This is a genomic window from Marinobacter gudaonensis (assembly GCF_900115175.1).
Lineage (GTDB): Bacteria > Pseudomonadota > Gammaproteobacteria > Pseudomonadales > Oleiphilaceae > Marinobacter > Marinobacter gudaonensis.
On record NZ_FOYV01000001.1, the window covers coordinates 2853156 to 2865625 of the forward strand.

Genomic DNA, 12470 nt, shown 5'->3' on the forward strand with positions numbered 1-12470 from the left:
CTTTTATGAGGAAAAAAGTTAAACAGCCATTATAGCTGTCGCGTGGACGCGCTGCCACCGAATGGTTAGATGGTGATCAGCCCGCCAAGTTTCAAGTGGCATCCTCTGCCCGGTTAAGGGTAAGTTGCCGTTTCAGCGCCTGTCGCTCGTCATCGGACAGGCTCTTCAAATCAATCTCGCCGCTGCGAACCATGGCCAGCTTTCGCTGGATCAGCTTGGTTTCGTTTTCCGGGGCCAGGATTTCCCGGGCGTTTGCCAGGGTCTTGTCCCGCGCCGGAATGTGTTCAATCCCGTCGAACAGGTGGAAAAACCGCTGGCGAGCGGCGGCGTCAAGCGCCAGTGCCCGGGTCAGAACCTTGCGGTCCGTAATGCTGTTGGCGAGCACCCAATCGGCAAAGGCCCTGGACTGCTCAAACTGCCGCGAGCTGCGGGCCAGTTCAATAACTTCTGTCGCCAGCTCCGGGGCCTCCAGCAGGGCAAGGCAGAGAATGCTGTCCTTGCTGAGCTTTACATCAATGCGTTCTTCACTAACCCGGTCCCGGCGCTGATCCCGCCAACGCCCAGGCTGCTGTTCCCTCTGTTGCCACTGGTTGCGGCCTCCGCACAGGCGGAGCATCTCGTGCCACATGGCGTCCCGAAGCGTGCTTCGGGGCATCTTGTTGAGCAGCGGCTCCACCCTGGCCCTCAGTTCGCCACGATTCTCCGGCAGCTGGAGGTCGAGGCCCTCGCTCTGGCGGTCGAACAGGAACCGGGACAGCGGCGTGGCGCTGTCTATACGCTGCTGGAATGCCTCCGGGCCCTCCTTGCGCACCAGTGTGTCCGGGTCCTCGCCCTCGGGCAGCATCAGGAACTGCAGGTGCAGCCCATCGGCCATCAACTCCAGTGCGTTTTCCATCGCCTTGTCAGCCGCCCGGAAACCGGCCTGGTCGCCGTCGAAGCAGAACACAATATGTCGTACCTGCTTGAGCAGCGCCTGCAGGCTGTCCTGGTTGGTGGCCGTGCCCAGGGTTGCCACCGCATAGTGAATGCCGTGTTGGGCCAGGGCGATCACATCCATGTAGCCTTCCACCACCAGCAGCTTGTCGAGCTGCCGGATAGCCTGTTTGGCCTCGAACAGGCCATAGATCTCCCGGCTCTTGTGAAACACATCCGACTCCGGAGAGTTGATGTATTTCGCCTTGTCGTCCCCAAGGGTCCGGCCGCCGAACGCGACCGTCCGTCCCCGGCTGTTCCTGATCGGGAACATGACCCGATTGCGGAACAGGTCCCGGGGCCGTCCGTAGCGGTCTGATACGGTGCCGGTTTCTATCAGCGGGCCTTTGAGGTCCTTGCTGGCAGCATCGAACAGCGCGGTGCCGGTACCGGGCGCAAATCCCACCTGGTATCGTTCGATGATGGCGCTGTCCAGGCCCCGCCCCTTCAGGTAGTCCTGCGCAAAACGGCCCTGCTGACCGTTGAGGGCTGACTGATAGAAGCGGCTTGCGAAATCCAGGGCGTCGGTCAGTGTCCGCGCCTGCTGGATTTCCTGTTTTGCCGCCCGGTCGTAGGGCACTTCCAGGCCGACTCGCTTGGCCAGCTCCTCCACGGCTTCGGTGAAGCCCAGGCCGTCGAACTCGCGCACGAAGCTGATGGCATCGCCATGGGCGCCGCAACCGAAGCAGTGATAGAAACCCTTGTCGGGCCGGACATTGAACGAGGGTGTTTTCTCGTCGTGGAACGGGCAACAGGCCTTGTAGTTGGCGCCGGCCTTTTTGAGGGTGATCCGCGAACCGATCAGCTCTGCCAGGTCGATTCGATCCAGCAGGTTTTCAACAAACGGTTGGGGAATCAGTCCGCTCATGGTGGCTCCACATCAGGCCGTCATCGGGGTTGGCCAATAGCCAAAAATGCCGCCGAAGCCAGGCCTCGGCGGCATTTTTGAGTCGCTCTGTGCAGCCTGCGGCTGAACAGGCAATCAGTGCTTTGCAGTCAAGCGGCGTCTGCTGGAACTCAGTACAGACGCTCGAACTTGCGCTGTTCCCGCTGAAGCTTCTTGAGATGACGCTTGACGGCAGCGGCTGCTTTGCGCTTGCGAACAGCGGTGGGCTTTTCGTAGTGCTCACGACGACGTACTTCAGAAAGTACGCCCGCTTTTTCGCAGGAACGCTTGAAGCGACGCAGTGCTACGTCAAACGGTTCATTCTCTTTCACTTTAACAGCTGGCATTCGGAAATCACCTACCTGATAGATTCGGTTTCAATGTTGTCCGCCTGGCCGCGCCAGGACGGTTCTCGATCCCTGGTCAGATTGGCTAAAACTCGACCAGTGCATATTTAGGGCGGCAATAATAGCGCCTGGCAGATGGCGAGGTCAATGTTTGTTCGATGATTCTGCCTGCCGGTTTCGGGTTTCTGCTAAACTACGCGCCGTTTTCATTTCTGACGACCGATGTGGCCCGGACTATGCTGATTCTTGGTATTGAAACCTCCTGTGACGAAACCGGCGTGGCGCTGTTTGACACCGAACAGGGGCTGCTGGGCCATGCGCTGTTCAGCCAGATTGACATGCACTCCGACTACGGTGGCGTGGTCCCCGAGTTGGCCTCCCGGGACCACGTACGCAAACTGCTGCCCCTGTGCGATCAGGTGCTCGCCGATGCCGGCCGGCGCCGCTCCGACATTGAGGGGATTGCCTACACCGCGGGCCCGGGCCTGGTTGGCGCGCTGATGGTGGGCGGTTCTGTGGCCCACGCTCTCGGCTTTGCCCTGGGCGTGCCCGTCCTCGGGGTGCATCACATGGAAGGACATTTGCTGGCGCCCATGCTTGAGGACAACCCGCCAGCGTTTCCTTTCGTAGCTTTGCTGGTGTCGGGCGGCCACACTCAACTGGTGCGGGTGGACGGCATCGGCGAGTATGAAATGCTGGGTGAGTCGGTGGATGATGCCGCCGGCGAGGCGTTTGACAAAACCGCCAAGATGCTCGGCCTGGATTACCCGGGCGGCCCCCGTGTTGCGGCCCTGGCGGAAAAGGGCACAGAGGGCCGCTACCGCTTCCCGAGGCCCATGACCGACAGGCCGGGTCTGGATTTCAGCTTTAGCGGCCTCAAGACGTTCACTCTGAACACCGTTAATGCCGCACGGGACTCGGGCGAGCTCGACGAGCAGACTCGGGCCGACATCGCGCTGGCGTTCGAGGCGGCGGTGGTGGACACCCTGGTGATCAAATGTCGCCGCGCACTGGAGCAAACCGGCTGCAAGCGTCTGGTGATTGCCGGTGGTGTAAGTGCCAATAAACGCCTGCGGGCGTCGCTGGAAGCCATGACTGGTAAGCTGAGGGCACGCGTATTCTACGCCCGCCCAGAATTCTGCACAGATAATGGTGCCATGATTGCCTATGCGGGCGCCCAGCGGATGCTGGCGGGCCAGAAGGACGGAGAGCGCATCGTGGCTGTACCTCGCTGGCCAATGAACACCTTGCCACCGTTGAGCCAGCCCCGGTCATCCGGCCTGGTCGATTGACTTTGCGTTGCTCACAGTCCGGCTTCGCGGCCCTGGGCCAGCCGAATCAGGTTGTTCCGGTGGCGAACCACAATCAGGAGCGCAAGCAGGCCGAATAGCGGCAGTGTTTCCGGCTCCATCAGGGCGCTGATGAGGGGGCCGCTGACCACTGCAATGATTGACGCCAGCGCAGAGATTCGCCAACGCCAGATCACCAGCGCCCAGATGGCCGCCATTAACAGGGTGGTGAAGGGTGCCAGGGCGAGACCGGCCCCCAATGCCGTCGCCACGCCTTTTCCCCCCTTGAAACGGAAGAACACCGGGATCATATGGCCGGTCACCGCGCACAGGGCAACCACCGCCTGCACCATCACCGACAGCCCCAGTTCGTGGGCCAGCCAGACCGGTAGCCAGCCTTTGGCAGCATCCAGCGCCAGGGTAAGCAATGCAGGCGCCCAGCCTCCCGTGCGGTATACGTTGGTGGCGCCTGGATTTCCTGAGCCCTGGGCACGCGGGTCTGGCAGGTGCCAGGCTCGACACACAGGCAGGGCGAACAGCACCGAGCCGGCCAGGTAGGCGGCAGCGCAGAGCAGTACGGTCAATACCGGGTCACTCGGAATCATGTGGCAGGCTCGGAAGCAAAGACGTCCCTGGTTAAAATGTGCGAAAATGCCGGCCCTGAAATCGCCGGCCAGCAAAGTCACAGTATCCGCAGGTTGTGCGTTATTCAATCACCAATCAGTGGAAGAACCCGGGAGTCCCCGTGGCAGATACCGTTTTTATTGAAGGCCTGGTGGTGGAGACCGTGGTTGGCGTCTACGACTGGGAACGGGAAGTCGCCCAGAGTCTCGTTATTGACCTGGAGATGGCCTGGGATAACCGGGTCCCGGGCTGCTCGGATGACGTCGCCGACGCCCTGGATTATGGCGCCGTCAGTGAATGCGTGGATGCCTGCCTGAAGCGGCTCCAGCCGCAATTGCTTGAGCGTGCTGCCGAAGAGCTTGCCGCGGTTTTGCAGGCCGAGTTTGGTGTGGGCTGGTTACGGCTTGCCATTCGCAAGCCAGGCGCCGTTCCCGATGCTGCGGCGGTGGGTGTGCGTATTGAGCGGGGAGTGCGGTAGTGTCGAACCCAGTTCGTGTTTACCTGAGCATTGGCAGCAATGTGGACCGCGAACATTATGTAACGGCTGCCCTTGAGGCGCTGGACAGCTGGTTCGACGAGCTCGTGATATCGCCGGTGTACGACAGCGAGGCGGTGGGTTTCAACGGCTCGCCCTTCCTCAACCTGGTAGTGGGCGTGGATACCGAGCTGTCCGTCGCAGAGCTGTCGCGGCGCTTCAAGCAGTTGGAGGCGGAGAACGGCCGGCGTCGTGATGTGCCTAAATTCAGCGCCCGAACCCTGGATCTGGATATTCTGACCTACGGCGACGCGGCCGGGCCGATCGATGGCGTGGAGCTGCCGCGGGGCGAGATCCTCAAGAATGCTTTTGTCTTGCGGCCGCTTGCCGACATTGCACCGAACGACGCACACCCGGTGTGCGGCAAGACCTACGGTGAGCTCTGGCGTGAGTACCGCACGGGCCAGAAGCTCTGGCCGGTGGACTTCCACTGGCGCGGTCGTCGAATATCAAGCGCCGCCGGCTGAGCGGAACAGCGCTATCAACTGATCCGTGGAGCTGTCGCTGGCCTGTTGGCCAGTGTCCTCGCCCAGAAGTCGCGGCAGGATTCCCTTGCCAAGCTGCTTGCCGAGTTCCACACCCCACTGGTCGAAGGAATCGACATCCCAGATAACCCCCTGCACGAAGGTCCGGTGCTCATAGAGCGCAATCAGGGCGCCCACCGAATGGGGCGTAACCTTCGCCATGGTCAGGGTGTTGCTGGGCTTGTTGCCCGGGATGACCTTGTGCGGGGCCAGCCGCGCCACCTCGGCTTCCGGCATTCCTTCCGCCCGTAATTCCGCCGTCGCCTCGTCCAGCGACTTGCCGGCCATCATGGCCCGGGACTGACTCAGGCAGTTGGCGAACAGGTCCGCGTGGTGGTTGGCCACCGGGTTGTGCGTCGTCAGAGGGATGATGAAATCGGCCGGAATCAGTCGGGTGCCCTGATGAATCAGCTGATGGTAGGCGTGCTGGCCGTTGGCGCCAACACCACCCCAGATCACCGGACCGCTTTGCCAGCCCAGCGCTTCACCGCTCTGGGTCACGCTCTTGCCATTGCTTTCCATGTCCAGTTGCTGGAGGTGGTCCGGCAGGCTGCGCAAGTAGTGATCATACGGGAGGATGGCGTGGGTCTCCGCGCCCCAGAAATTGTTGTACCAGATGCCCAGCATGGCCATGATCACCGGCAGGTTTTCGCGCGCCGGCGCATCCTGGAAGTGCTGATCCATGGCGTGGGCACCGGCCAGCAGTTCCCGGAAGTTGTCCATGCCAACGGTCAGGGCAATGGGCAGCCCGATGGCAGACCAGAGCGAATAGCGGCCACCGACCCAATCCCACATGGGAAACACATTGTCCGGGTCGATGCCGAAATCCTGGGCCGCCGGCACATTCGCGGTCACTGCCATGAAGTGGCGTGAAATGGCTTCGGAATCCTGAGCCTGTTTCAGGAACCATGACCTGGCGACCTTGCTGTTTTCCAGCGTTTCCTGGGTCCGGAAGGACTTGGACTGGATCAGGAACAGGGTGGTTTCCGGGTTAGCCTGGCGAAGCGTCTCACAGATTTCCGTGCCGTCGATGTTGGCCACGTAATGGCATCGTAGGCCGCCCTGGGCGTATGGTTGCAGCGCCTCACCCACCAGCTTGGGACCGAGGTACGAGCCGCCGATACCAATGCTGACCACATCGGTGAATGGTTTGCCGGTATAGCCGGTGCGGCTTTGGTCCAGCACCCCCGACACCAGTGTTTCCATTCGTGCCAGCGTACGCTGGACTTCCGCCACCACATCCTGGCCATTCACCAGGATGGAATCGTTGCCGGGATTGCGCAGGGCCGTGTGCAGGGCGGGGCGATCCTCGGTTACATTGACATGGTCGCCCCGCAGCAGGGCGTCGCGACGGTCTGCAAGGCTGCAGCGGTCCGCCAGGGCCAGTAAGGCGTCCAGTACCCCGTCGGTGATCCGGTTCTTGGAAAAATCCAGGGACAGACCGGCCCCCTGGATGAAATAGCGCTTTGCCCGCCCGGGATCGTCCCTGAAAAGGTCTTTCATGACAACGGTTTCGAGGCGTTCCCGAAGCTCCCCCAGTGTCTGCCATTCGGGTGTCGAGGTCAGGACGTGAGGCTGTGCGGGCATCAGAGTTTCCTTTTCTGCTGGTCTATCGCGATAGGGACAGGTTGTCGATCAGTCGGGTGGTACCGAGGAAGGCCGCCACCAGAAGCGTGAGGTCACTGTCTTCGGGGGTTGCCGGCTTGAGCGTCTGGCTGTTCACGATGTTGAAGTAGTCCGGACGAAGGCCGGCTTCGGCGAGCCGAGCTTCAGCTTCGCTTTCCAGCGCCGGGAAGTCTGTACGACCATTGGCGATCTCCTTGCAGACCGCCTGCAGCGTCTGGAAGACGGCAGGCGCTATTTTCCTTTCCTCCGGGCTGAGGAAGCCGTTACGGGAGCTTTTGGCCAGGCCGTCGTCTTCGCGCACGGTGGGCGAGCCAATCACGTCAACGGGTACCATCAGATCACGCACCATCTTGCGAATCACAGCCAGTTGCTGGAAGTCCTTCTCGCCAAACACTGCAACGTCGGGTTGCACCATGTTGAACAGCATGGTGACTACTGTCGCAACGCCTTCGAAGTGCCCTGGACGGCTGGCGCCACAGTGGCCATCGCTGACATCCGGGACAACCACCTGGGTCTGCTTGGCCAGGCCCTCCGGGTAGATTTCGGCCACGGTTGGGGCGAACACCAGGGTGTTGCCGGCAGCGGCCAACTGGTCCTGGTCCTCGGCGAGCGTTCGGGGGTAGCGGTCGAGGTCTTCGCCGGCCCCGAATTGCATGGGATTCACGAAGATGCTGGTGACCACCACGTCGGCCATCTCGGCGGCCTTGCGTACCAGGGAAATGTGTCCGTCGTGGAGGTTGCCCATGGTGGGCACCAGGCCGATGGTCTTGCCCTGCTGGCGATAGCCGCGGAGTATGGTTCGCAGTTCTTTGAGGGAATGTACGGTTCTCATGCCTTGAAGGTGTGCTCCTCAGCGGGGAATGTGCGCTCTGCCACGGCCTTTACGTAGGCCTCGATGGCTTCCTGAACTGAGTCTGTTTCTGCCAGGAAGTTCTTCACGAAGCGGGGCTTGCGACCGGTGCTGATACCGAGCATGTCGTGCAGCACCAGAATCTGGCCGTCGGTGTCCGAGCCTGCGCCGATTCCGATCACCGGCGCCTTGACCGCCTGAGCGATCCGGGCGGCCAAGGGAGCGGGCACGCACTCGAGCAGGATAACGTCGGCGCCGGCGGCCTCCAGCTCGCAGGCGTGCTCAATCATCATTTCCGCGGCTTTCTCGTCCCGGCCCTGCACTTTGTAGCCACCGAACTTGTTCACGAACTGAGGCGTCAGGCCCAGGTGTGCGCACACAGGCACTGCACGTTCGGTGAGCGCAGTGATGGTTTCTTTCATCCAGTCCGTGCCCTCGAGTTTTACCATGTGGGCGCCAGCGCGCATCAGTTCCGCCGCGTTCTCCAGGGCAGATTCCACGGTGCCGTAGCTCATGAACGGCATGTCCGCCATGATCAGCGAGCCCCGGTTGCCCTTGGCCACGCAGCTTACGTGATAGACCATCTGGTCCATGGTGACTGGCAGGGTACTGTCGTGGCCCTGCAGCACCATGCCCAGGGAATCGCCGATGAGGATCACGGGGACCCCGGCTTCACTGACCACCTGCGCGAAGGTGGCATCGTAGGAGGTGAGGGCGGCAAAGGCTTCGCCCTTTTGCTTGTATTCACGCAGGGTATTGATGGTAACAGCCATAGAATCCTTGCCTTTTGGGTGGATGGGCCAAGACCGGGCCGGGGTTGCCGGCATTGAAGTGTTAAGGGTAATCCGCTGGCGGAAGCTTGCGCAAGCGGTTGTCGGGGCATTGCCGCCGCAGTTCGGCGATGGCTTTGCCATCGGGCATATGCAGGTCTGGCTTCAGATCCAGCAGCGGCTGCAGGGCAAAGTCCCGGTTGGCCAGCTCCCGGTGAGGCACGGTCAGTCGTTCGTCGTTGAGGGTCAGGTTGCCGAAGAGCAGGATGTCCAGATCCAGGGTGCGCGGCCCCCAGTGTTGCAGACGCTCCCGACCATGGGCCTGTTCGATGGCTTGTAACTGATCCAGAAGCTGGTGGGGGCTGAGCGCAGTCTTGAGCCAGACCGCCCCGTTGATAAAGTCCGGCTGGTCCTGGGGGCCGACCGGACGACTGGCATAGAAAGGCGACTGTGCCACAAGGGTACAGTCAGGCAGGGATGCCAGTTCGGCGACCGCCCGGGCCAGTTGTGCTGCAGGCTCCTTGAGATTGCTGCCCAGCCCGATAAAGACGTCGGTCATCATTGCTGGGCGGGGCGCTTGACCGGCTTGCGGCGGCGACGGCGTTTCTTGGGCGCATCGCTGCTCAGTTGTGACAGCATCCGCTCCTGGCCACGCTCATCCTGTTGCTGGAAGTCGGTCCACCACTGGCCCAGGCCCGGCTCGATTTCACCGGCGGCTTCACGCACCAGCAGGAAGTCATAGGCGGCGCGGAAGCGGGGCTGGCTCATGGTGGCAAAGGCCCTCTTGCCCTGACGGCGGGGCAGGCGCATCTGCAGCTCCCAGATCTCTTTCATGGGACCGGAGAAGCGTTTGGGGATGGAGGTGGCCTGCACCTGCCGCCCGATCACCTTGCCAATAGCACCGTGCAGTGCGGGTTGTACCGGCTCGCCATTATCCTGCCGACGGTGCCACTCCGCCTGAAGTGCCGGCCAGAGCATGGCGGCAAACAGGAAGTAGGGGGTTACCGATTTGCCCTGGGCAATCCTGGCGTCGGTGTTGCGAAGCGCCTGGCGGATCAGTTCGTCGGGTTCGCCGGCCTCCAGCGCTCGGGCCGTTTCCGGAAACAGCGGCGCCAGCAAGTCATAATGCTTCAGGAGATCGTAGGTGGCCTCGCCATGGCCGGCAGAGAACAGTTTGAGAACTTCATCGAACAGTCGCGCAGGCGGAATATGATTGAGCAGGGACGCCAGCTCGCGAATGGGGGCCTCGGTTTCCGGCTCAATCTCGAAGCCGAGCTTGGCGGCGAACCGGATGGCACGAAGCATTCGCACCGGGTCCTCGCGATACCGGGTTTCCGGATCGCCGATCAGGCGCAGCTGACGGTTGCGCAAATCCTCGATGCCGTTGGCAAAGTCGATAACCGTGAAGTCTCGGATGCAGTAGTAAAGGGCGTTTACGGTGAAATCCCGACGCAGGGCATCCTCTTCCTGGGTACCGTAAACGTTATCGCGCAACAGCAGGCCGTGCTCGCTGGTCCTGCGGTCGTCATCCACCGAGTCGTTGTCGGCTTCGCTGGCGTTGCCCCGAAAGGTGGTGACCTCAATGACTTCACGGCCAAACACCACGTGCACGATACGGAATCTGCGGCCAATCAGGCGTGAGTTCCGAAACAGATCGTGGACCTCCTCGGGCGTGGCGTTGGTGGCAATATCGAAATCCTTGGGCTGGCCGCCCAGGAGGATATCGCGAACGCCACCGCCAACCAGGTAGGCTTCGAAACCCGACTTGTTCAGTCGGTGCAGAACCTTTTTGGCCGGCTCGCTGATGACAGAGCGAGAGACGGTGTGCTGGTCACGTGGGATTTCCCGACGCTCGTAGGTATGGGCTTTCTTCTTTCCGTTGCCGGGCATGATGGAACGGAGCTTCTCGACCGATTGCTCGACGAACGTGAAAATTGATTTAGGCATTGAAATCCGTGGTTGCGATGAGCAAAAACCGAGAGTTTAACGGTTTGAACAGGATTTGCACACGCTTGCCTTCAATTCGGGGTTCCCGGGCGAGTGATTTGACGATTTTCCAGTGGCCAGAAAATCAAAAGGCGGATCCGTTCTCACGAATCCGCCCTGAAAGCGTTGACGATCTGCATTGTTGTTGTTTTTGCCGGGATTTTTCTTCGTTTTTGTACCCCACTGCATGTCCCCAATTTCGGGGCAATGAGCAGCGCAAACGGAAAGCTTTGAATACACAGAGCGGTCAGAGACATCGGGCGGGTCTGTAGTAGCTGCAGTGTCACCTGGAAGGTGATTCTTCTCTACATCTACAACTCGCACGTGCCGTGGGACCACTAAAAAGCAAAGTACCCAAAACACTCAGTTCGCTCACGTTCTGTTGTTGTTTTTGTTACCGAACGTTTTCCTGCAGCTTTTTGTTTTTGTTTGGGCGCTGCGTTGTCACTCTTGTTTTTGTTGTTGTGCGCCAAATAGATTGCAGACCGTGTGCCAGTTTTGGAATTTCTATTATTAACAGCGCCTTACAATTTTTTAGCCCATAAGTGTTACCCCGTATTCTACCTAAGTGTTACTGAGATCACGTTCTCGCTGTGAAGAGTGTTACCGTGAGGAACATGGGGTAACAACTGAGTGCGGGTTCACATTATGGCTTTCTAGTTGCCTGATGACTTTTTGCGCGGAATACCCAGACGCTGCCGGCGCTCCCACAGCGATTTGCGGCTGATGCCCAGCTTCTGGGCCAGTTCTGTCTCGCTCATGCGGTCCTGGTTCTCGAGCACAAAATGCTGGAAGTAATCCTCCAGGGAGAGGTCGTTGGAAGCGTCAACTTCCCGGGTACGGGCCTGTTCGTTGTTACCCTCTACCAGGGTTTCGGGGATGTGTTCTTCGCCGCCCTCACTGTCCAGGTCCAGCAGGGAAGGGGTGATCACATCGCCGTCGCACAGAATGGTGGACCGTTCAATAGCGTTCTCCAGTTCCCGGACGTTTCCGGGCCAGCGGTGCCGTTCCAGCGCTCGCATGGCTTCCGGGCTCAGGTTAAGGCCGGGCTTGCCCATTCGCTCTCCTTGCCGCTTGAGGAAGCGCCGGGCCAGGCCGAGTATGTCACTCTGGCGCTCCCGAAGCGGCGGAATCCGGATCTGCATGACGTTCAGACGGTAGTAGAGGTCTTCGCGGAATTCGCCGGTTCGGGTCATCGCCTTCAGGTTACGGTGGGTGGCGGCAATCATCCGTACGTCCACCTTGCGACTCTGCGTTGAGCCGACTTTGCGAATTTCGTTCTCCTGCAGTACCCGCAGCAGCCGAGCCTGTGCTTCGGCGGGTAGTTCGCCGATTTCGTCGAGGAACAGACTGCCACCGTCGGCGGCTTCGATCAGACCGGTGCGTGCCGATACGGCGCCGGTAAATGCGCCTTTTTCGTGGCCAAACAGCTCGGATTCAATCAGGCTTTCCGGGATAGCCGCGCAGTTCACCGAGATCAGGGGTTTGGCTGCCCTGGGGCTGAGCAGGTGCAGCGCCCGGGCAGCCAGCTCTTTGCCAGTACCGGATTCACCCTGGATCAGTACCGTGGTCTCGGTGGGGGCGACCTTGCGAATCAGAGTGAATACCCGCTGCATGGGCTCGCACTGACCGAACATAATGCTTGCCGGATCACCGCTCTCGGCGCTCTCGGGCGTGTGCCCGGTGGTTTCGCCGCCTTCGCCTGGCGCCGATTTGCGGTCCAGGATGTTGGCCACGGCGGCCAGCATTTCATCGTGATCGAACGGCTTGGCGATGTACTCGACAGCGCCCATTTTCATGGAATCCACGGCCGACCGCAGGCTGGCGTAACTGGTCATGATCAGCACCGGGGTATTCGGGGCCCGGTTGATCAGCTCCGTGCCGGGGGCACCGGGCAGTCGGAGGTCCGAAATGATCAGGTCGAACTGTTCGGGGTCATGGTTCTGTTCCGCTTCCTCTACAGAGGACGCATCGGCCACGTCGTAACCGGCATGTTGCAGCAGTTTGCGCACCGCCGAGCGAATAATGTCTTCGTCTTCCACAATCAGAATGCGAGGCATA

The 12470-nt window shown here is 60.8% G+C and carries 12 protein-coding genes; 3 read left to right on the top strand and 9 right to left on the bottom strand.

Going from position 1 to position 12470, the window contains the following annotated elements; genetic code table 11:
- Nucleotides 1-91: 91 nt before the first annotated feature.
- Together dnaG and rpsU are read right to left on the bottom strand one after the other, a co-directional pair.
- Nucleotides 92-1840 carry a DNA primase gene (gene dnaG / locus BM344_RS12840; RefSeq protein ID WP_091990528.1) on the bottom strand — a complete coding sequence of 583 codons (1749 nt, stop codon included), beginning with the start codon at nt 1838-1840 and terminating at the stop codon, nt 92-94.
- A gap of 149 nt (nt 1841-1989) precedes the next feature.
- Complete coding sequence (rpsU, locus tag BM344_RS12845) at nt 1990-2205, bottom strand: 30S ribosomal protein S21 (protein WP_007153483.1); 216 nt, start codon at nt 2203-2205, stop codon at nt 1990-1992.
- Nucleotides 2206-2441: 236 nt separating this feature from the next.
- Here rpsU and tsaD point away from each other — a divergent pair, with 236 nt between their 5' ends.
- Nucleotides 2442-3497 (top strand): tRNA (adenosine(37)-N6)-threonylcarbamoyltransferase complex transferase subunit TsaD, encoded by a 1056-nt coding sequence (gene tsaD / locus BM344_RS12850; RefSeq protein ID WP_091991104.1) that lies wholly within the window; start codon nt 2442-2444, stop codon nt 3495-3497.
- An 11-nt stretch (nt 3498-3508) separates the two neighbouring features.
- Here the strand turns inward: tsaD and plsY are convergent, their stop codons facing one another.
- Entirely contained in the window at nt 3509-4099 is a 591-nt protein-coding gene (gene plsY, locus BM344_RS12855; protein ID WP_091991106.1) for a glycerol-3-phosphate 1-O-acyltransferase PlsY, read from the bottom strand.
- Nucleotides 4100-4239: 140 nt separating this feature from the next.
- On the opposite strand from plsY, the gene folB reads away from it, so the two are divergent.
- Both folB and folK (BM344_RS12865) read left to right on the top strand, forming a co-directional pair.
- Nucleotides 4240-4596: a dihydroneopterin aldolase gene (folB, locus tag BM344_RS12860; RefSeq protein WP_091990531.1), complete on the top strand. Its 357-nt coding sequence runs from the start codon at nt 4240-4242 to the stop codon at nt 4594-4596.
- Nucleotides 4596-5120 carry a 2-amino-4-hydroxy-6-hydroxymethyldihydropteridine diphosphokinase gene (folK, locus tag BM344_RS12865; RefSeq protein WP_091990534.1) on the top strand — a complete coding sequence of 175 codons (525 nt, stop codon included), beginning with the start codon at nt 4596-4598 and terminating at the stop codon, nt 5118-5120. The genes folB and folK (BM344_RS12865) overlap by 1 nt, the downstream gene beginning before the upstream one ends.
- Here the strand turns inward: folK (BM344_RS12865) and pgi are convergent.
- From pgi to BM344_RS12900, 6 genes are all read right to left on the bottom strand, one after another.
- The gene (gene pgi, locus BM344_RS12870) at nt 5103-6764 is read right to left on the bottom strand and encodes a glucose-6-phosphate isomerase (protein ID WP_091990537.1); all 1662 of its coding nucleotides are present in this window, start codon (nt 6762-6764) and stop codon (nt 5103-5105) included. The genes folK (BM344_RS12865) and pgi overlap by 18 nt on opposite strands.
- A gap of 22 nt (nt 6765-6786) precedes the next feature.
- Nucleotides 6787-7635 (bottom strand): pantoate--beta-alanine ligase, encoded by an 849-nt coding sequence (gene panC, locus BM344_RS12875; RefSeq protein WP_091990541.1) that lies wholly within the window; start codon nt 7633-7635, stop codon nt 6787-6789.
- Entirely contained in the window at nt 7632-8426 is a 795-nt protein-coding gene (panB, locus tag BM344_RS12880; RefSeq protein WP_091990544.1) for a 3-methyl-2-oxobutanoate hydroxymethyltransferase, read from the bottom strand. The genes panC and panB overlap by 4 nt, the downstream gene beginning before the upstream one ends.
- Nucleotides 8427-8487: 61 nt before the next feature.
- Nucleotides 8488-8985 (bottom strand): 2-amino-4-hydroxy-6-hydroxymethyldihydropteridine diphosphokinase, encoded by a 498-nt coding sequence (gene folK, locus BM344_RS12885; protein WP_091990546.1) that lies wholly within the window; start codon nt 8983-8985, stop codon nt 8488-8490.
- A complete protein-coding gene (gene pcnB, locus BM344_RS12890; protein ID WP_208603433.1) occupies nt 8982-10313 on the bottom strand; it encodes a polynucleotide adenylyltransferase PcnB in 1332 nt (443 codons plus the stop codon). Before pcnB ends, folK (BM344_RS12885) begins: the two co-directional genes overlap by 4 nt.
- 752 nt (nt 10314-11065) lie before the next feature.
- On the bottom strand, nt 11066-12469 hold the full coding sequence (locus BM344_RS12900) for a sigma-54-dependent transcriptional regulator (RefSeq protein WP_091990551.1): 1404 nt from the start codon (nt 12467-12469) through the stop codon (nt 11066-11068).
- Between the last annotated feature and the right edge of the window lies 1 nt (nt 12470).